General features: G+C 41.8%; 14 protein-coding genes. All 14 read right to left on the bottom strand.

Annotation, left to right across the window (positions count from 1 at the left end):
* Window positions 1-16 precede the first annotated feature (16 nt).
* Entirely contained in the window at window positions 17-901 is an 885-nt protein-coding gene (locus tag AB0756_RS10325) for a glycosyltransferase family 2 protein (protein WP_038076363.1), read from the bottom strand.
* An 83-nt stretch (window positions 902-984) separates the two neighbouring features.
* Window positions 985-1,959 (bottom strand): glycosyltransferase family 2 protein, encoded by a 975-nt coding sequence (locus AB0756_RS10320; protein ID WP_038076361.1) that lies wholly within the window; start codon window positions 1,957-1,959, stop codon window positions 985-987.
* A 247-nt stretch (window positions 1,960-2,206) separates the two neighbouring features.
* Window positions 2,207-3,157 carry a glycosyltransferase family 2 protein gene (locus AB0756_RS10315; RefSeq protein ID WP_038076409.1) on the bottom strand — a complete coding sequence of 317 codons (951 nt, stop codon included), beginning with the start codon at window positions 3,155-3,157 and terminating at the stop codon, window positions 2,207-2,209.
* A 324-nt stretch (window positions 3,158-3,481) separates the two neighbouring features.
* Window positions 3,482-5,326: a heterocyst formation ABC transporter subunit HepA gene (gene hepA / locus AB0756_RS10310; RefSeq protein ID WP_038076359.1), complete on the bottom strand. Its 1,845-nt coding sequence runs from the start codon at window positions 5,324-5,326 to the stop codon at window positions 3,482-3,484.
* 326 nt (window positions 5,327-5,652) lie between these two features.
* Complete coding sequence (gene hepC / locus AB0756_RS10305; RefSeq protein WP_038076356.1) at window positions 5,653-6,480, bottom strand: heterocyst development glycosyltransferase HepC; 828 nt, start codon at window positions 6,478-6,480, stop codon at window positions 5,653-5,655.
* 1,522 nt (window positions 6,481-8,002) lie between these two features.
* A complete protein-coding gene (locus AB0756_RS10300) occupies window positions 8,003-10,231 on the bottom strand; it encodes a GumC family protein (RefSeq protein ID WP_038076353.1) in 2,229 nt (742 codons plus the stop codon).
* A gap of 37 nt (window positions 10,232-10,268) precedes the next feature.
* Window positions 10,269-11,357 carry a glycosyltransferase gene (locus AB0756_RS10295; RefSeq protein WP_038076351.1) on the bottom strand — a complete coding sequence of 363 codons (1,089 nt, stop codon included), beginning with the start codon at window positions 11,355-11,357 and terminating at the stop codon, window positions 10,269-10,271.
* Between the two features lie 394 nt (window positions 11,358-11,751).
* Entirely contained in the window at window positions 11,752-13,056 is a 1,305-nt protein-coding gene (locus AB0756_RS10290) for an NAD(P)H-dependent oxidoreductase (protein WP_038076349.1), read from the bottom strand.
* A gap of 77 nt (window positions 13,057-13,133) precedes the next feature.
* Window positions 13,134-13,688, bottom strand: coding sequence for a dTDP-4-dehydrorhamnose 3,5-epimerase (rfbC, locus tag AB0756_RS10285; protein ID WP_038076347.1), 555 nt, complete (start codon window positions 13,686-13,688; stop codon window positions 13,134-13,136).
* Between the two features lie 264 nt (window positions 13,689-13,952).
* Window positions 13,953-14,981 (bottom strand): NAD-dependent epimerase/dehydratase family protein, encoded by a 1,029-nt coding sequence (locus AB0756_RS10280; RefSeq protein WP_038076345.1) that lies wholly within the window; start codon window positions 14,979-14,981, stop codon window positions 13,953-13,955.
* A gap of 241 nt (window positions 14,982-15,222) precedes the next feature.
* Window positions 15,223-16,443: an L-2-hydroxyglutarate oxidase gene (lhgO, locus tag AB0756_RS10275; protein WP_038076344.1), complete on the bottom strand. Its 1,221-nt coding sequence runs from the start codon at window positions 16,441-16,443 to the stop codon at window positions 15,223-15,225.
* Between the two features lie 91 nt (window positions 16,444-16,534).
* The gene (gene rfbF / locus AB0756_RS10270) at window positions 16,535-17,308 is read right to left on the bottom strand and encodes a glucose-1-phosphate cytidylyltransferase (RefSeq protein ID WP_038076342.1); all 774 of its coding nucleotides are present in this window, start codon (window positions 17,306-17,308) and stop codon (window positions 16,535-16,537) included.
* Window positions 17,309-17,611: 303 nt separating this feature from the next.
* Window positions 17,612-19,804 (bottom strand): tetratricopeptide repeat protein, encoded by a 2,193-nt coding sequence (locus AB0756_RS10265; RefSeq protein ID WP_038076340.1) that lies wholly within the window; start codon window positions 19,802-19,804, stop codon window positions 17,612-17,614.
* 59 nt (window positions 19,805-19,863) lie between these two features.
* Window positions 19,864-20,643, bottom strand: coding sequence for a PP2C family serine/threonine-protein phosphatase (locus tag AB0756_RS10260; protein WP_038076338.1), 780 nt, complete (start codon window positions 20,641-20,643; stop codon window positions 19,864-19,866).
* Window positions 20,644-20,662: the final 19 nt, after the last annotated feature.

Raw genomic sequence — 20,662 nt, 5'->3', positions numbered from 1 at the left:
ATCTGAGATTGACTGTCTACACGACAGATGGACGCCACAATTTCTGAATGCGGGATAAACGAACAATTTGAGGCCAAGCTTGAATTCCTCCCCGCTTTATCAAATAGAGCGTCATATGAACAAAGTATAAGATGAGAAACGCTATTAATTTAATTGGATTGGGAGATAAATCTTTATAACGTTTTATACCGACGTATAGTCTGGCTGCTTCTATTGAGATTTCATATCTTGTCAAGCTACCCACTCCTGGTTCGTGCAAACTACTTGTACAACCATCACTGGCTGCGTGAGTTACTAACAGTTCGGGACAGTGTTGAATTTTGTAGCCTTGTTTTAAAGCTCTCAAACAAAGCTCTGCGTCTTCATAGCCAAAGAAAATATTTTCGTCCCACTGTTCTTGGTCAAAAAATCTTCGAGGAAACAGGGTGGCGTGAATAGCGACAGATTCAGGAACATCGGCTTGACAGAAGTATCCCCGGAAAGATAACTTTCCCGAAACCATTTCGTAAGTACCATCTGGGCTGCGACTGATCCCTGAAAGAATGGTACGGTCTTTTTGTTCTGGAGATAGTTGAGAATATCTATCTAGGGCACGACCAATAAAGTCGGGTTTAACACAAATATCATCATCAATAAAGGCAACAAAATCAGTTTCAGAGGAGGAGATTGCATTAACTGCATTATTGCGGTTAGCACAGACTCCACGGCGAGGACCTATAATGTATTTTGTTCCTGGATATTTCTGAACGATCTGATAATTTTGTTCCTGTACTTCTTTACTTGGAGAGTCATCAGAAACAATCACTGTGTGGGGTTTAACATCAGAGTTCCACAGTGCTTCCAAACATGCTTCCAAACGTTCGGTACGATTCCTCGTGGTAATACAACCGGTTACTCTCATCATCTTTCGCTGTTGATTGGTGTTATGTCAGTTTTTATAATGTAGAAAATCCCTGGCAAGTCTTAAATTTACTCAATTCTCAGTTAAAACTTAGCTGCTATTTTGGGGGGTCCAAAACTTAATAGAAGTGCAACCATTGTTCGGAAGCTAAGACTTTGACGCAAAGAACGCCAGAAGTAAGGACGCGCTTCTTTAATTTGTTTGGAGCGCATCAAACCAATTCCCAAAGTAGTACTTACGTATCCCCATTGTTGTAGAAAATATGGTCTAAATTCCTTGAGTCTTTCATCTTCGATAAACTTCTCATAGCAGAAAAGATCGGCTTGAGCTTTTCGGATTTTTGCTTGAGAATTTCGACTACCGCTCATCATTGTGTCTGTTTGTTCGTGAACTCTGTAACGAGTTAATTTTTCAGGGCAATAATACGCTCCCAAACCATTGCGACAACACAGGTAATTCACGTATAAATCCCACGAACCACCAACTTCTGATGGAATACTTTTCCAGTCCACAACGTCTCGACGAATCAAGGCGGCTGTCGCTGTAGAGACGGCCCTATCTATTAAGCCAAGCTTGTGGAAAGGTTGAAAGATTCCTTCAGATAAATAAGCTCGCTTAAATAGCTCGGAACAATGCTCGGTAAGGGCACTATCTATTTCTCCATTGGCATCCATCATGTAATGATCGCAAAAAGCAAGAGCTAAATTGGGATGAGCTTCCAAAGGTGGTACGAGCTTTTCTAAAAAGTTCTCTTCCCACATATCGTCGTCAAGCAAACTTGCCACATATTTACCCCTTGCTTTTTTAAAAGCGTTCATGGTGTTGGCAAACATCCCCAAGTTTGTTGAGTTGCGGTAGAAGCGAATTCTATCATCATTAAAAGACTCCACAATGGGTTGGGGGTTTTCCGGACTGCAATTGTCAGAAACAATAATTTCTATATTGCGGTACGTTTGTTTAACCGCACTACTTAATGCCGCCTTTAGATAGTCGGGACGGTTATAAGTAGGTGTAATAATACTAACTAAGGGTTCTGGGGATTTTCTACTGCCATTCATATTCTCATTACTACGTATTTTTGCTTTAACGGGAAGGTTTTAAGAAATTTTCAACTAATAATAGTAAGTAACACATTTCTATGAAAAAACTATGTAAATAATATTACAATCCCTTGTCATAGATTAGATTTATTGAATTTGATGGAAATGTTCAATTAATTCTTTGAGTGGGCTTTAGAAACCCGAGCTTTTCCACAACCGGGTTTCTTGGAAGCGTAGAATTGATTAGAGCCCTACAAAAGTCTTGTTAAGATTTTGCATAGGCTATCCTTTTATAAAGGAGTTGTGAATTTTTTAACCAAAACCTAGCAAGGTAGTAAAGTCTATCTAAGAAATTGTAAAATGGCCAGCCCAGTATTAAATTGGAAATAGCCAAAGCTTCTTTACAATTCCATTTACTATTTATGTAATATTTGGTACGTCGGTACTGAAGGTTGCGCGATAGATCGACTCTAGCTTGATGACCGATTTGTTCCAGAAAGGTGTTGATGTACTGGTTGGTCATTCTGATTCCAGTTTGTCCATCCATACTTAATTCTACTTTTGCTTGAATGAAGTTATTGTTGCCATGGAGGCGATAGCTTCCTAAAACTTCATTCAGCGTCTTAATTTTTCCTAAAAATGCCGTGCAATAAATAAGACAACCATCAACACACAGTCGCCACTTCACACTATCTATAGGAAAAATTTTTGTTAGAGCGCTGCGTCGGTAAGCTAGCCCGGAGGTTGGCGGAAAACACCAAGCGTTACCTGTTGCTACAATGACTTTTGCTAAATCGTCATCCATAACCCTTCCTACAACAGAAGAATTGGGGATAAGTTTTCCTTCGCTATCGACATTATCTAGCAGGTGCATTACACCAACAACATCTGAGTGATTGAAAGCTTTTACAACTTGCTCTAATTTGTTAGGTTTCCAAATATCATCAGCATCTAAAAAAGCAACAATGTCTCCACTTGTTGCCTCAAATCCCGTGTTGAAAGCAGCTCCCTGTCCCTGGTTTTCTTGAAAAATTGCTTTGATTTTACCTGGATGCTTTTGGGCAAGCTGTAGAATAACCTCTGGGCTGTTGTCTTTAGAACCATCATCTACGATGATAATTTCCGTGTTTGTATACGTTTGATCTATGACTGACTCAACCGCAGTAGGTAGATATTTAGCATAGTTGTAATTTGCAATAATAATAGAAACTTTCATTTTGAATCCAGTAAAACTATTCATGTATAATTATTCATTGTGATATTATTAAATTAAAAAAGAAAGACTTTTGCAATCGGTTTAAACATTCATCAAGAAAACTTTTATATTGCTTCATTTATAGAATGTAAATTGTCTTTTTAGAGAAAATTAGTTTATAGCTATTTCATAAAATACAAATACGTAGATCTGCTTTGGCGCTCAATTAGCTATTTATTTCAATTCACACATCAATTCACACAGTCAATGAAGCGTTTGTTAGCTCTGAAGAGAGCAGGGCTTCTGGCTCTGCTTTCTTCAGGAGCTATTTTGTATCAGAACTTTTTACTCGACTGTACCGACTTCATGCTGCATTTGATGATATTTCCAAAGTTTGCCGCGTCTTTGTAGCAAGTCTTGATAGTTTCCTTGTTCTACAACTCTTCCTGATTCCATAACGACGACTTTGTCTGCTTTGGCAATTGTTGAGAGTCGGTGAGCGATCGCAATCACCGTTCGACCAACAGCAAGCTTTTCTATAGATTCTTGAATGAGTCTTTCCGATACTGAGTCAAGAGCGCTGGTTGCTTCGTCCAAAATCAAAATATCTGGGTCTCGCAATAATGCACGGGCTATGGCAATACGTTGCTGTTGTCCGCCCGATAAACGAGCTCCGCGATCGCCCAAAACTGTTGCAAAACCTTGGGGCATTTGTTCGATAAACTCAAGTGCATTTGCCAGTCGGGCTGCTTCTCTAATTTCGGCTTCTGTGGCGTTGGGTGTACCGTAAGCAATGTTATCCCAAACTGAAGTATTGAAAATAAAGGTATGTTGGCTGACGACTGCCATTCTCTGGCGCAACGAGTTAATGTTAAACTGTTGCAAATCTACACCATCTACAAAGATATGTCCTTCTGTCGGGTCGTAAAATCGAGGAATTAAATCAACGAGTGTTGTTTTACCTGCACCGGATGCGCCCACCAGTGCCGTCATTTTACCCTTTTCAATAGAGAGAGTCACGTTATGAAGTACCAAATTGCTGGGTTGGTAACCAAAATCGACAGAGACTATGTCAATTGAGCGCTGCAATCCAGGAAACTCAATGTTGCCATTTTGAAAGTAGGTTTTGTCATCTTCTCTTAAGAGATCCTTGATATTTTCTAGCGAGCCACCCAATGTACTTAAATAGGCGAGAGTTCCATTAATATCCTGCAAACTTGGCACCACTCTCACTAGGACAAAGAAAAAGGTTAGCAGCGAAGCGATTGGCAGTGTAAATTTAACGAAGGAAATAATAATTAAACCGATAAGAACTGTCGTTGCAACGCTTTCCGCTATGGGTTTTACGAGTGTCCAACTGGCGACAACTTTTATCGAGGCGCTCAGTAGTTCTTTACTTGATTTGTAGAAACGCTGTCTCTCGAATTCTTGAGTTCCATTTGCATGAACGGTGCGAATTCCATTAATGAACTCTAATGCGATCGCGTTAAATTTACCATTAGCTTTAGAAATATCAAAACTGCTTTCTCTGACTCTAGCATTGAGTGTTGTCAAGCCTACTGCCAAAAGAGAAAATAACAAAACTGACAGGATAGACAATTGCCACGATATCAAAAACATACAGATAAAGTAGACAACGACTACCAATGCCCTAGTTAGTACAAAAGCTGCTCCACTGAATCCTTGCTTGAATCTCTCAATTTCTGTCGTCATCGTGTTCATGATTTCGCCAGAACGAGCTTCAGTGAAATAACCCAGTTGCAAAGACTGTAGCTGTTCAAAAATCCGCTTTCGCAAACGGTCTGCAAGGTTAAGTTGGGCAGATTCTGTATAAATTGATGCTAAATAGCTGAAGCCCGAACGAGTCCAAGTACTGAGTAAGATCAGCAGAGATATTACGTATAGCGGATTGACTGTTGAGGCATGAGCTGTTATCCAAACATCCAACCAGCTAATTCCGGTTTTAGGTGAAGCAGTTGGATCGGTTAGACTTTGTAGAAAGGAAAGTAAAAATCCGACACTAACACCCTCAAAAGTCGCTGAAAGGAAGGTAAACACGATCGCCAAGACAGTTATTTTGCGAAAATTGCCAAACTCTCTTAAGATTATGTGATTTTCCTTCCAAAACCTATTAGCTTTGATGATGTTTTTTAGGAGAGTGTTAACTTGTTTGGAGATTTTAGGCTGCATTTGTTTGTCTCGGGGGTTTTGTAACTGGGCACGCTAAAGACCTGATGTCCGTGCAATTTACTTTTTGCTCATCGTCTGTCTGCCATGACGTTTCAGTTTTTTATGATTCCAGACAGTTGGGAAAATTGAGCTTATGACTGCACCTAATTGCGGCAAATGAATAGCTCAATTACCGCAAACTGCATCCATAAATAATTTTGTCAGACTAATACCAATGATAGAGACAAGTGGCGGACTTATTTGACAGGTAGACTGGATAACATATTACTTGTAAGTTATATTCGCTCGGTTGTCTTTAGCCGCCTGCGTCTGTGCCAACAAGTTAATCAGGATATTTGGCTATCTAGATGCAACAGATCTGATTCTGCCTCGACTTCCCACGAGCCTATGATTCCTGGTAACCGATTCAGGTTTTTTTGTGCTTCTGAATTGAGTCGCACGGCATCTTTCAATGACCGGCATCGGGGTCCTGTTAAACTCATTTCACCTCGCAGCACGTTGAGCAACTGTGGCAAATTGTCCAATCCATACTTACGCATCCAACGCCCAAGAACTGTTACCTCTTCTTCATCCTTGCGATCGCATAAACTATTTTGGTAGACTACATCCTCTTCAAAGCCTTTCTGCTGTGTTGCAGTTGTACGAAACTTGATGACCTTGAAGAGTCTACCCCGTTCGCCAATATGCCATTGACGAGAAAAAATTGGACCTTTAGAGTGAAGGCGCATCAATAAAACTAAACCCAGAATCAAAGGCGCAAATGTCAGTAAGAAGATCAAAGCCACCAGCCAATCAATTGGCCGTTTTAACAATCCAAAGAGCAGGCTACTGCCTTTTTGTTGAGCGTCAGTAGAAGGTATGCGAAGGAAAATTGGCTTAGCTGCTGCATGGCACGCGTCTGCCCAAAATTTTAATCGAGCTTCACCTAAGTTTGGGTCTATGCGAACTAAAGTTGCTGGGCTACCCTTTAAACACTCCACAAGGAGCTGCTGTTTGTGCAATGAAGGCATATACGGCTGCTTAATTTCCCCAGGAGGCATAACCAGCAATTGATTGCGCCGCCATTGAAGCGTACAATATTGGGGAGGATTGCCTTGTGGTTGCTGTTTCACTTTATAGTAATTTTGTATTGTTGGTATTATTGAGGTTGTCATATGTATTTCATCTCATAAGGTAGTAGATTGCCGACCTGATACTTGAAAGCTATAGAATGCCGTAAGCGATCTTCATCTCTCTTGCTCTGGGAACAACCCGTAGAGTGGGCTTATGGAACCTCATAACTATCTCTAATAACAACTGCACACCATAATCTAATTTTTTTTGATGTACTAGATTCATTACTTACGATAGAATTTTCCGGATAACGTTATAAAGTTCCACTCATTTACTTGATTTGGCTTATCCGTATGGATATTCGATCTCTAGGATATAAGACGCAGTAGAAATAGCAGTTGCTTCTTGAGATTCTTTATTCACTCTTTATAGAGTTACTGCGTTTTTCATTGAATTATTAAGCTATCGTAAACGGTTTTCTGTAAATACTCATTTTCAGTAGTAATTTTATCATAATGTTAGATTCGCACTTCTAAAAACCTGAATTATTACTACTCATTGGAGCGCACAAATTCCGTAAACGTTCTTATATAAAAATTGTGATGATTTATAAAATCTTTTAAGTACTGTAGGGTGTAAAACACTAACTAAAAGCTTTATGTAGCAAGCTTTGCAGCCCTACGTATATTTCAAAACTCACAGAGGAGTCCGATATATAGAAATTTTATATACTTATCTAATTTCTGAATTTGTATAATTCAAGTTTTAAATACGTAACGATTGATGGTTGACATTTATCTCCAGGCATTACTTACTTGATTATAAAATCTTTTACACTATAAACACAGATAGAGATCTGTCTCTTTAGCCCAGGAGTAAGGCTCATTTGCAGCTTTGGCTTGTTTTGTCAAAGCGGTATGATTCACTGACCGGGGCGAAAATGACCAATTGTTATTGGGCGGATACGGCGATCGAGGTTGAATGGTGGGGTAATAACAGACATTGTCCACCCTACACCTTTAAGTTATATTCTTTTGGGAAGGAATTAGTAATTTCAACAAAGACACGCTCGCGGAAAAACTAGTCTTTTAAGTTCACATTTGTTCTTACAAGGGAAATACTGAAGCTTAGCTGTTAAATAATTAAGAACCAACACATAAAAAAGAACTTGTTTCTTATTTTAAATAAGAGTTAATGTATATTAACTTACTAGCATACTAAAGATACATTATCGGCTTAGCTAAGAGTTACATTCTTAACATTTAGTAATAGAAAAAGGAGATAGCTGAAGGGCAGTTTATGACCGCAAAATAGCCTTTTTACCAGTCATTTAAGGCTTATCTGCTAATTATATTCAACTGTAAAAGGCACTTAGAGCATCTATCTAACGGCTTAAGTGTAGCATAGCGGCTCTGGAGGGGCAGGCGTTTGTAAGGTGGCGAATTATGTTCGCCGAAGCGTTCGTGAATTTCTTGTGGGTAATTTAGGGTGGCGATACAATACGCAGTGCATAAAACAAACAAGAGCGGATGCGATCGCATCCGCTCTTGTTATGCAATATTTTTTCCCTGTTTGAACTATAGGGGGCGCAATGCCTTGCTCCGCCAAACCAACCTTAAAAGGTTATTTCTCCATAGCCTGTTGGAGGGCAAATCGATTTTGGGTTGTCGTGTAGGGTATATAAGCGCTACCAGAGTTAGACACGCCACTCGCGACAACTCCAAGGAGATTCAGGCGACTGAGCATAGCTGTAGCTTGTGCCATTTGGGTGCGGGTCACTTTACCAATGCTAGCTACCATAATTGCTCCACGGCAAGATGATGCTGTTAGCAGGGCATCTACTAGACCCAGGACTGGTGTTGAGTCCACCAAGACCAAATCGTAGTTTTCCTCAAATGTTGCCATCAACTGCTGCATGCGAGGAGAACTCAACAAATTAGCAGGGTCAACTGGGGTAGGTCCGGCAGTTAAAATATCAATGTAAGAAGACCCAGAAGATTGAATGCTAATTTGATTGGGTATGGAAACATCACTAGCGAGGAGAGTTGAAAGACCCTGTTCGTTGGGAAGGTTCAACTGTTTGTGCAGGGAAGGTTCGCGCAAGTTAGCGTCAATAAGCAGAACTCGCTTGTGCAAGCGGGCTGCACTCATAGCTAGACCTAGTGCTAGAGCGGATTTACCCTCATCTGGTAAGGCTGCAGTAATCATTAGGGATTTGAACGAGGAAACAGAATTCAAAAGTTCTATGTTCTTGTAAATCAGATCTAATGATTCCCAACGAGGGGAGGACTGCAACACTTGTATTGTCCAAGGTGCGGGTTCTTGAGGCTTGCCAAAGGGCAATTTAATCACAGAATCTCTGGCTGCTCTTGCTGGTGGTAGTTTCGGTGTTGTTCCCAACAGTGGTAAGGCAACTTGCTTCTCTAATTCAGCAGTGGTGTGAACGGAATCATCAGCCGCTTCTCTCAAGAAAGCAGCAATCCCACCCAACATCAGTCCTACGACTCCACCTAAGAGAAGATTTTGTTGGAGGTTGGGACCCAACTTCACACCCATTTTGGGTTTTTCGATCACTTCCCAGTTGTAGCCGCCCTTATCGAGTTCCTGCTCTAGGACTTGTTCTGCTTTTAACAGCTGCTGTAACTTGTCCCGGTTAAGTTGTACTTGAGGTTCTAAACGATTGTACTCAGCCAACACGCGGGGGAAGCGTTTGAGTTCGGTACGCAGTTGATCTTCTTTCTTTGCTAGAACTTGATCGCGAGCCACAAGAGCCAATAAATCTGTTCTTGTTTTTAACAGTTCTGATGAAAGATTGAGGTCAATTTGACCTTTTTGTCCTTGCTCTAGAAGACCCTGTACTTGAGGTTTTGCTTCTACACCCAAAGTTCGCCGTTGCTCTTGTTGCAACAACGCCTTCTGGCTTTGAAGTTGTTCTACAAGTTTTTGTACGCTAGGTGCTTGTTCGGTAAAACGCAGGCGTTCTTGTGCCAGAAGCAGTTCGGATTTCTGGATTTCGTTCAGCAAACCTTGATAGCGGGTCGATTGACTGAGACGGGCTTCAGCAAGGGCCGTTTCCGGGGTCGTTTGAAGTTGTTGTAGTAAATTTTTGTAACGAGCATCCGCTTCTTGATACTCGGCACGAGTTTTACCGCGTTCTTGCTGAATTCTGGTCAGTTCATCTTCTGTGGCTTTTGCCTGTGTATCCGGGTTAATTATATTCTCACTTCTACGAAAGCGTTGGAGATTGGTCTCTGCTGTTGTAACGTCACTATTAACTTTTCTAATTTGTTCCCTAATGACTTTTAGACCTCTTCGGATACGTTCGTCTTGCTGTTTGATGTTGTAATCCAGATAAACTTGCCGCATCGTCTCCAAGACTTTGTAGGATTTATCTGGTTCGGTACTGATATAGTCTATTTGGAAAATTTTAGTTGCGGTGTTATCTTCTTTTCTCTTAACTTGGTCTAAGGCTAAGGCGCTTTTTAAAGCTTCAACAGTTATATCAGGGTACTCTGGCTTGAGCTTGCTTACCGCTTTTTCCATCAGTTCAGAACTCTTCATCAAGTTCAACTGGGTCGCAGCGTCTATTTCAATGTTGGGATCGGTATACTGACTATCTACTGAAGCGTTTGCTTCTTTTTTGCCCTGATAGTTAGGTTCTATGAGAAGCTGCATTGAGCTTCCATAAGTAGTTGGTGTTCTTTTTGTTACTAAGCCTGCAACGGCAAGAGATGCCACAAACACTGCTAAAAACCAGGGGAATCTGCGTACTAAAACCGCTAACAGTTGTCCGTAACCCGGTTCTGACTCAGTAACTGGATTTACATATGGACCTAGACTGCTTTGAACCACGTTTATTATCCCTCAGCTAATCAAATCAAATGAATAGTTACTTTACTGCACAAGTTTGGTCAATAACTTGTTCGACTTTACTAAAGAAAGCCTCTTCTGAAAAATGAGTGACCGCATGATTACGAATGTTCCCGTAATCCCAATAGATATCCCTGGCTTCTAGTAGTGCAGTTTGCAGCGAATCCGGTGTTTGCCTCTTGAAAAAGACCCCTGTTTTACCAGGTATTTGGGTGTCCAATACACCACCCGCACCAAACGCAATAACTGGCGTTCCACTAGCATTTGCTTCTACTGGCACTAATCCATAGTCTTCTAGGGCTGCTACTATAACAGACCTAGCTTTGGAAAACAACTGAGTGCGTTCTGCATCGGAAACGTGTCCTACGAATTCTATGTTGCCTAATGCTTTAGACTCTAACCTTTCTCTTTCCGGACCGTTTCCTGATATTAGCAACCGCCACCCCAGCCAGTTGAAAGCTTCGACTATTATATCAAGTCGTTTGTAACTAATCATGCGAGCTGAGGCAAGATAGAAGTCTTCTTTGGTATCTGAAAAAACAAATCTTGATGTATCAATGGGATAATTGATGACGATTGCTTTTTTACCGTAGATTTCTTTGATGCGCCGCGCCACAACACTGGAGTTAGCAATATACAGGTCTGGCTCCTGTGCGTAGCTTAAGTCTACTTTTCTCATCATCCCAAAAACTTGTTCGATGAGGGGGGCAAAATATCGATAGTCTCCGTACTCCCGTAAATAAGTTTCTGTATCCCATAAAAAACGGGTTACATTATGACAGAAGCAAATATGACGTGCTGTTGGTTTTTTCCGCACTGCTTTCGCAAAACTAGTACTGCTACTGATAATTAGATCGTAATCTTGTAAGTCTAATGCGCGAAAGGCAGGAAAGTAAAAGGGTGCCATCAATCTAAAATACTTCGTAGCACCTGGTATACTTTGTAAGAAGGTTGTATTAACAGCACGTTCTCCTAAGTCTATAGTCTCCTCGGGATCGTACAGGGAAGTATAAACATCAGCATCAGGGTAGCGCTTGCACAGCAATTCAAAAACGCGCTCCGCCCCTCCTTTTTGAGTTAAGTAATCATGAACTAGGGCAATTTTCATACTAAACCTGGTGGATTTACTCTATACCAATTCTTATAGAAATTAGGGCTTGGGGGTTATAAGGTCAGTAATCACCGGAGGAAAGTTTATGACGATTGTCTTTAACGCCGCACCTTCGTTTTAGCAGTTTATAGACTGTTTGGCAATCTACTTTCGCCTCCTATTGATTTTTAAGATACTAAAAATTTGTTTTTCTATTATTAATTTTTAACAAATATTTTGTCATGGAAATTAAGTAAACGAAGTTTATACACTTTTTGGTAAACGCGGAACTTGGGGATTGGGAGAAGTAGGGACTCTGGTGGAGATAAGGAGCAATGGGGATTAGCCATTGGAGATTAAACGCACGCCATTTTACCTTATCTCCTTTGTTCCGAGTCCGAGTCCCTAATCCCTACACTGCTGCTAGGGTCTTGAAGAAATAAGCATTTTGTTCGGCACGCAGCTTATCGCACAATCTACCTGAAGGTAGTTCGACATCGTCATATGTCAGAACTTGGTCTTTGGAAACATCTCGCTTGAGACGACATCCTTCTGCCAAACCAATTGGTAGGAGGTTTTGTTCTTGAACAATGTTGGAATTTTCACATTGACCGTAAGTCATGTAATAACCAATACCATCCAAAGTTTCCCCAGCTTTCAGGTCAATTTTGGCAGTCGTCACAACGTCTACTAAAGGAGCACCGAGAGGGCTTAAGACGTAGTCTTGGAAAAGAACAACACGAGCCACTGACAGTGGTACTTCAAAGTGACAGAGGTGATATGGGGTGTAGAAGCTGTAAAGCGGACCTTCGCCTAACTTATAGAGATTGAGGTAGTGACGTTGCTTCGGGTCGTCATGGGTTCCAAATACAAAAACTCCAGGACCTGGTTTTGCACCAACAACGTAATCTACAATGCCGCCCAATTCTTTCAGTTGTTCGACATCGTACATTCCAGTCATTTCATCTACATGACTTTGAAAGTCATATCCAAACATACCGCGCTTGGCGACTTTCATCCCTGTAGCGTTGGCAACGATCGCTTGTTCAAAAGAGATTTTTGTCCCATCTGCAAAGCTGGTTACCATGTGAGCTTTTTGACCCCAACGTTCGGCAAATGCTTTTTGAGTCGTAGGATTGCGATATGGGTCTTGTAGGCCTTTGATATTACCACATAATAGTGGAGTCAAACCAATACTTTTTACAAAACGATATAAATTCATTTGTACCCCAGGCTGGTCACCGTCACAAGCGGTGAGGATGACGCCTGCTTTGTCTGCATAAACTTTGAGGATGGAACCAATAGTGCCATCCAATTCAGCGTTCATCATAATGACGTGCTTGTGATGGGCTATTGCTTCCATAACAACATGAGCGCCAAATTCCACCGCACCCGTCACTTCAATTAACGCATCAATCCCCTCAGCACGGCACAGCAACATCGCATCATCTGTCACTGCGTACCCATCGTTTGCGATCGCACTTTCCAATTCGCCAACAGAGGAAACAACTTGATAATTCTCAACTCCGGCTTCTGAATATGCACGTTGAGCAGCATCAACATTGCGGTTGGCAATAGCAACCAGTTTCATGCCGGGTACGGAATTTGTGATTTGATTGGCAATTCCCCGACCCATGAAACCTGCTCCAATCATGCCGACCTTGATAGGGTTATGAGCTTCTGCACGGGCTTGTAAGGCGCGATCTACAATAATCATCGATTTCAGTTCCCAGTAGTTGTTAGTTGATAGTTGTTAGTTGTTAGTTGTTAGTTGCAGTACTAGCTATTAGCCATTCATGAAACACTTCCGCCAACGGTCATCATAGACATCAAAGGCCAATTCTTATCCTTCTCAGAAATAACAGTTACTTCCACAGGCCATTGAATATTGAAAAATGGATCGTCGTAGCGCAAACCACGCTCGTAGCCCGGAGTGTAAAACTCACCCACTTGATAAACAACCTCAGCCCCATCTGTCAGTGCTTGATACCCATGGGCAAACATTTCTGGCACGTATAAGGCGCGGCGATTTTCGGCGGTAAGTTCCACACCAATATGTTGAAGGTAAGTTGGAGATTCAGGACGCATATCTATAATTACGTCATAGATAGCCCCACTTATGCAGCGAATCAATTTTGTTTCTGCTGCGGGAGGAAGTTGATAGTGCATCCCCCGCAATGTCCCTTTTTTGTAATTAAAGGATAAGTTGCATTGGGCAACTGTGGGCTTTAAGCCGTGTGCTTCAAATTCTTGAGCGCAGAAAGTCCGCGCAAAAAAGCCTCTGGAATCCGGCTTTTGGTCTAAATCGATAATGTATGCACCTTGGAGTTCGGTTTTCGTAAAAATCATGGGTATCCTCACTTTGTACTGTAACTACACAGGTAGATTAGACAATTTCTGAAACCAATTTGCTAAGTGAAAACTTTTACTATATATTTGATGATGTAGTTTTCGCTTAAAATCTTAAGTGTATCTACTAGAGCAGGCACAACGAACTGCAATGGTAACTCACCTACTAGAGCAATGAAGGGTACGAGCGTTTAAATTTAAGAAGTCCAAATCTCATGGGTTGATTTGGAACTTCTGATAGCGAGTGGGTTTGCTTACCCCTGTCTACTTCTTAACCCAGAAGAAATCTTTATCAATTTGCTGGGTACGAATGAGATACTCGAGCTGCTTTAAGCGAGTGAATCCTCGAGATGTGAAAGTCTCTTCACTCATATCAATTTGAGAGAACACTTCATACAACTGCTGTGCGCCACGCTTGGCATCCCAATCGCATTTAAAGCCTGGTAATACAGTGTTGATTTTCTCAAAAGAGACTCGGTAACTGCGGTTGTCTGCACCTTGAGTCCCAAAACTGAGTTGGCATCCGGGGAAAATTCCAGCAACAATTTCAGCAATTTCTTTAACGCGATAGTTGTTAGCAGTGTCTCCTACGTTAAAGATTTGATTGTGTACGATATCACGGGGTGCTTCTAGGGCGCAAACAATAGCTTTGCAAATATCTAGGGCATGGACGAGTGGACGCCAAGGGGTACCATCACTGGTCATCTTGATTTCTTTGGTAGTCCAAGCCAAACCGGATAAATTGTTCAAAACGATATCGAAGCGCATTCTGGGGGATGCACCAAAAGCCGTGGCATTTCGCATAAAGGTAGGAGAGAAATCATCGTCAGCTAAAGGTCGCACGTCCCTTTCTACTAAAGTCTTGCACTCTGCATAAGCTGTTTGAGGATTTACGGGTGATTCTTCTGTCACATCACCTTCAGTCGCTACGCCATAGACGCTACAGGAAGACATATAGACGAAGCGACGGACACCTGCTTCTTTTGCCAGTTTGGCAAGACGAACGGAACCTTTATGATTAATTTCATAAGTAATGTGCGGTGCTAATTGTCCGGTGGGATCGTTGGATAATTCTGCCATATGAACGATCGCATCCACACCTTGTAGATCTTCAATAGAGATATCGCGAATATCTTTATTGAGGGTCTTGGCTGTCACTTGAGTACCGTTGTACAACCAACCTACTTTATAAAAGCCAGTGTCCACACCAATAACTTCATGTCCTTTTTCCAGAAGTAGAGGTGGTAATAAGCAACCAAGATAACCTTCGGTACCGGTGACTAAAACTTTCATTGTTGTAAATTCCTATGAGTTGATGTGTTCGTAATAACTTGTGCTTTACTGACTACTGCTTATTTCTGCACTGTATGTACGCAGAGTAACACATTATTTTTAAAGTTTTGCAGTAGCGAGTGATGTTGCTTTCATAAACTTTTTCTAGGGCTGTTCGTACATACACGTTGATTTGCCCCCTAACAAAATTGCCCGTGCTTGCTCGTCTTCGTACTTCTTAAAAAAGCACAGGCAAATTTTCTTAATTTACCGAACTGACTGTTGGTTGCAAATGGGATTGTTCGGGAATTTGTGCAACAATCGCTTTGCCTATTTCAATAGAAGATGTTGCCGCTGGGGAAGGCGCATTGCAAACATGGACTGAGTTTTCACCTTGAACGATCAAAAAGTCATCTACTAGCTTTCCGTCGTTCATTAGTGCTTGAGCGCGAACTCCTGCATGAGTTGGTACTAAATCCTCAGATTTGACTTCGGGAATCAGTTTTTGCAAACTTTTTGTGAACACTGCTTTGCTAAAGGAACGAATGATTTCCTTCATCCCTTCATCTGCATACTTGGCAGCAAGTTTCCAGAAAGCAGGATAAGTCATGACCTCGGTAAAGTCTCGCAGGTCGAAGTCAGTTTTGTGATATCCTTCGCGTTTGAGGCTGAGAACTGCATTGGGTCCTGCATGGACGGTACCATCAATCATGCGGGTAAAATGCACTCCCAAGAAAGGAAAATCTGGATTGGGAACTGGGTATATCAGACCTTTGACTAAAGAACGTTTTTCTGGTGTGAGTTCGTAATACTCTCCCCGGAAAGGTACGATTTTTGCTTGTGGATCGACTTGGCCCATCTTAGCAACGCGATCGCTGTGTAACCCAGCACAATTTATAACAAAGCGAGTTGCAAAGCTACCCGTATTAGTTTCCAATACTTGATGGTTACCACTTTTAACGATACGTTCTACCTTTGTATTGAGACGCAGGTCTCCTCCTTGCTGTCTGATAATTTCAGCGTATTTGAGACATACCTGCTTGTAACTGACAATGCCAGTGGAAGAAACAAATATTCCCCCAACACTTGCGACGTGAGGTTCGTATTCTTTAACTTCTTCAGCAGTGATTCTTTTGACATCTATACCGTTTTCCAAACCTCTTTGGTAAAGATTTTCCAAACGAGGTAGTTCTTCTTTATCTGTTGCTACGATGACCTTACCGCAAATTTCGTAATCAATTCCGTGTTCTTGGCAAAATTCCACCATCGTGCGGCAACCATCACGGCAAAACTTAGCTTTAAAGCTACCTGGTTTGTAATAAATCCCAGAGTGAATAACACCGCTATTATTGCCTGTTTGGTGAAATGCCCATTGGCTTTCTTTCTCTAAAACAAGAATACGTGCGTTAGGGTATCGTTTGCCCAAAGCCATCCCGGTGGAAAGACCAACAATTCCCCCACCTATAATTGCAAAATCATACATATACAACTGCCACAGAAACTAGATGAATTATGAATTATGAATTATGAATTATGAATTCTTACTTTCCGAGTCTTCATAATTCATGCTTTTCTTACCAAACTTTCCAAGGAGCCTTGTTTTTCTGCCACAAATCCTCAAGATAATTTTTATCTCTTAAGGTATCCATTGGTTGCCAGAAACCATGATGTTTGTAAGCAGAAAGCTGTTCCATCTCTGCTAATTTTTCTAGCGGCACTTGTTCCCAAACAGTAGAATCATCGGCAATTAAATTAATGACTTCGGGTTCAAGCACAAAAAAGCCACCATTAATCCAAGCTCCATCACCTTCAGGCTTTTCTCGGAAACTGGTAATTTTGGTTTGTTCGTGTCCCAAAACAATAGCACCGAAACGTCCTGGTGGTTGGACTGCTGTCATTGTGGCTAAAGTCTTTTGCTCTCTATGAAAATTCAGAGCTTCTGTAATGTTGACATCACTTACACCATCACCATAAGTGAAGCAAAAAGTTTCACTGCCAAGATGTTCTCTCACCCGTTTTAAACGTCCACCTGTCATGGTGTTGTCACCCGTGTCTACTAGGGTAACTCGCCAGGGTTCTGCGTTCCCAGCATGCACGTTCATCTGGTTAAAGCGCATATCAAAGGTTACGTCTGACATATATAAGAAGTAGTTGGCAAAATACTCCTTAATGACATACCCTTTATAACCACAACAAATGATAAAATCATTGATACCGTGAGCGGAGTAAGTCTTCATGATGTGCCATAAAATGGGCTTACCACCAATTTCCACCATTGGCTTTGGTCTGACGCTTGTTTCTTCACTCAGACGCGTACCAAGTCCTCCAGCCAAAATTACTGCTTTCATGGAGTTATCTCTTTAGTTTCAGGTAGATGATTTTTTTAAGTTATTGAACGTAATAGAGAAAAGGCTTTTTCCGAATTCTCAGTATATAATCTAACTGTAATTTTACTCAAAAGTGTAAAGGCAAGATAAATAAACCCATTTTTCGTGTAAAAAAACGAAAAAGTTTTTTTCACCACCTGAAATAAAAATAAAGGGTAGATGGATAAAGGATAAAAAATTCATCTCGCATTTTTCATCCAAAAACAAACACAAACCTCTAAATTTCTTTAGAGGTTTGCTTTATCCTTCATCTTTTATCTTGGCTCATTTATTACCCCGAACACTTGAGGTTTGCAAGAAAGTGTCACACTTGTTTTCTACAACAACACAAATGCTGCTAAGGGCTTGTTGGTAATTATCCATATCTTCTTGTTCGAGCGCCATTTTGGCAGCGGTTTGCAAATCATCGACGGCTAGCTTGTGGTAGCGACTTGAAACTCCGCCACCATATTGCGCCAGTTCATAGCGAACAATACCTCGCTTTAAATACACTTTTGAAAGCTTGGGATTAATACGCAATGCTTGGTCAAAATCTTCGATCGCTTGTTTGTACTCTTTCTCAAAATCACTGCTATACTGGGCAATTTGATAGCGAACCACACCTCGTTGGAAAAGGGGTTCCGATCTATCTGAACTTAATGAGAGTGCTTTGTTAAAATCTTCAATTGCTTTGTTGTAATCTTGTTGAGAATCTCCACTGTACTTAGCGATTTGAGCACGTACTATACCCCTTCTTACGAATGCTTCTACTTCATTGGGGTTAAGACGCAATGCTGAGTTATAATCTGAGATGGCCAAGTTGTACTCGCGATCCGGGTCACTGCTATACTCTGCAAGTAGAAAGCGAGAATTTCCTCGATTGACGTAAGCTTTTACTTCTTGAGGATTAATGCTCAAAGCTTGATTGTAGTCTGCAAGCGCAGATTCGTACTCTTTTATATTGTAGTGAGCGTTACCGCGATTGACGTAAGCTTTAGCGTATTTCGGGTTTCTTTCAATGGCTTGAGAGAACTTCTCAATTGCTTTTTCGTAATCGCGTACCTTATAAGAAGCATGCCCCTGCTTGTAGAATTCTGCAAAATTTTGAGAATCGCTGCCCTTTTTCTGACCGGCAGCAACCAAAATTGGCTGGGTGTAGGAAGCAGTTTGGGTTGCAAAGGGACGATTTGTAAATTTAATGACTAAGTCTAAATATCCCAGTAACCCAAAACCTAGCAAGCAAAAAATGACGGGGTAGTATCTCCGTTTTTTGGGGGGTCTGTAGTAAGGGATATTTTGACCAAACACCTGCATCGGATTGCGAGGATTAACCCGATTAAATGCAGCGACTGGTTGCGGTATCCGAGGAGGTTGAGTTTGACGTTTTTTGGCTTTGGGTTGCGGTTTCAGGTGTTCTTTATTTGCTATCGCTCTATGAGATGGGAAAGGATCGCGCCCGCCCAAACGCAAAGCCCGTTCGCACCAGGGGCATTTTTCTAGATGATTGCTGTAGCGGTGTTGGGGGTTTACGGTACAAGTCAAGAGGGAATTTTCGGCTTCAGCTAGTGCTAGCAACCAACTTTGAGCACTCGGGCGCAGCAGTGGGTTGGAATGTCCATCCTCAAAACAACGCAGGAAGAGTTCTTGCAAGCTGGGATGGAGAATTTCCCAGGGCGGAGCAATAGGAGTTGTCACGTAAGGAACCCGTCGCTTTTGACTGTAGGTAAAATGCCCTGCAGCAATACGAGCTTCATATGGTGGTGGTTCGCCCATCCCTTGAAAAATTCCTGAGAATGGGTGAGTTCCTTCCATTAAAAGTTGGAATATGAGCACTGACAACCCAAATAGATCGTGAGCGAAAACGCGATCGCATTCAGCAAAAGTTTTGTTTTGAAGTTCTGGTGGAGTGAATTCCGGTTTGCCTACAGGGCAACGATAGACAATCTCATTTTGCGTGTCTTTTACCTGGAACGAATCTGTGTCTACTATCGTCACTAAAGCTGTATCGCCAACCAGAATATTTGACTCATTCACATCCCCAACACAGTAACCTGAAGCGTGTAAGGATGCAAAAGCTGCTGCTAAGTTCCGAGCAGTGCGGATGAGGTATTGGTAATTAAATAAAGGACAGTGTTGGCGGCGAGTTCTGGGGTTGTAGAAGTCAATAATAGGACGCATACCCCGAATGCGAGGCATCAGAAATCCAATGACGCTGTTTCTTCCGTCTGTTGAACGCAGTAACTCCACAGGCCAAGCAATAGAGATATGACCCAAACTGGCTGTTGGATTTTCTGGTGGATGGGCAATCATCACCTCCAGTTTGCGACCTTGTGCGGGAATTGGCTTGTGATAAACTTTTGCCACCAACTCGCTATCGGTTGGTATTGTATAAATACAAGCCTCTCCACCTTGCCCTAAAGTAACGCTGAGGCTGATATTACTGGGTTTTTGATTGGGAAGATAACGTAGTACCTGCATGATATATTTATTCTTATGCCTAATGTATACGATTTGTGACCGTCGTTATAACTGTCCAATTAGTGGCTTAAGGAAGCTATTACTAGCGTCAAGTCATCATCAGTACGTTGCGTAATCCTATCCGATCGCAAAAACCTCACAAGTTGTTCTTTTGCCACTGTTTTGTCGTCTGCATTGGCTGCAAATTCAAACAGAGGAGAGAAAAACGGTTTATGAGGAGCACCTACTGCCATATTCATGGCCAGCATTTGTAGTCCATCAGTCAGGACTCCCACATTTACTATTGCTTGACGCCATACTCTTAATTGTGCTGCATCCAACGCTCCTGGTGAAGTTAAAAAAACAGTTTCATTTATATACTCCCCGCTATCTGGTAAGGTTAGTGCCACCAGGTTTTCTTGTGTGTCTTTCGCTACAGCAACTCCGTCTCCTATCTGTGCTACCGCCACGATTTCAGGGGCAGCCACTGTAATAATCAGGGTACTTGCTAAGTCGGACGGTTGTTTTTCACAGGCTGCCGCCTCCTCCTCCACTGCTTTTCGTGCGGCTATAATCGCATCTAACAGAATGGAACGAACGGCTTCGTCATCAGTTAAGGTTTGTCGGGTAACCTCTTTAAGAGATATGTTGTCAACTGCTGTTTCTACAGCTACCATTGCCCCAACTTTTCCCATGCTTGCAGAACCCGCACCATCTGCTACTGCTGTAACGAGTACACTGTCCGGCAATATTTGCCAGTGGTGAGCATCCTGACAGAGCTGTTTGGTTTTTACGTGGCTCGTACCACACACAGACGCGGCCACTACCCGCCAGTGAGGTACTTGTTTCGAGGTATTCATGAATTGTTGTCTGCTATCA

Source organism: Tolypothrix campylonemoides VB511288_2, from assembly GCF_045999855.1.
In the GTDB taxonomy this organism is placed as follows: Bacteria; Cyanobacteriota; Cyanobacteriia; order Cyanobacteriales; family Nostocaceae; genus Scytonema; species Scytonema bouteillei_A.
This window is presented reverse-complemented; position numbering and strand designations above follow the sequence as displayed.

Excerpts from the sequence above, each read along its gene's own strand:
- AB0756_RS10325 (WP_038076363.1), bottom strand. The coding sequence starts at position 901 with ATGAGAGTAACCGGTTGTATTACCACGAGGAATCGTACCGAACGTTTG.
- AB0756_RS10320 (WP_038076361.1), bottom strand. The coding sequence starts at position 1,959 with ATGAATGGCAGTAGAAAATCCCCAGAACCCTTAGTTAGTATTATTACA.
- AB0756_RS10315 (WP_038076409.1), bottom strand. The coding sequence starts at position 3,157 with ATGAAAGTTTCTATTATTATTGCAAATTACAACTATGCTAAATATCTA.
- hepA (WP_038076359.1), bottom strand. The coding sequence starts at position 5,326 with ATGCAGCCTAAAATCTCCAAACAAGTTAACACTCTCCTAAAAAACATC.
- hepC (WP_038076356.1), bottom strand. The coding sequence starts at position 6,480 with ATGACAACCTCAATAATACCAACAATACAAAATTACTATAAAGTGAAA.
- AB0756_RS10295 (WP_038076351.1), bottom strand. The coding sequence starts at position 11,357 with ATGAAAATTGCCCTAGTTCATGATTACTTAACTCAAAAAGGAGGGGCG.
- AB0756_RS10290 (WP_038076349.1), bottom strand. The coding sequence starts at position 13,056 with ATGATTATTGTAGATCGCGCCTTACAAGCCCGTGCAGAAGCTCATAAC.
- rfbC (WP_038076347.1), bottom strand. The coding sequence starts at position 13,688 with ATGATTTTTACGAAAACCGAACTCCAAGGTGCATACATTATCGATTTA.
- AB0756_RS10280 (WP_038076345.1), bottom strand. The coding sequence starts at position 14,981 with ATGAAAGTTTTAGTCACCGGTACCGAAGGTTATCTTGGTTGCTTATTA.
- lhgO (WP_038076344.1), bottom strand. The coding sequence starts at position 16,443 with ATGTATGATTTTGCAATTATAGGTGGGGGAATTGTTGGTCTTTCCACC.
- rfbF (WP_038076342.1), bottom strand. The coding sequence starts at position 17,308 with ATGAAAGCAGTAATTTTGGCTGGAGGACTTGGTACGCGTCTGAGTGAA.
- AB0756_RS10265 (WP_038076340.1), bottom strand. The coding sequence starts at position 19,804 with ATGCAGGTACTACGTTATCTTCCCAATCAAAAACCCAGTAATATCAGC.
- AB0756_RS10260 (WP_038076338.1), bottom strand. The coding sequence starts at position 20,643 with ATGAATACCTCGAAACAAGTACCTCACTGGCGGGTAGTGGCCGCGTCT.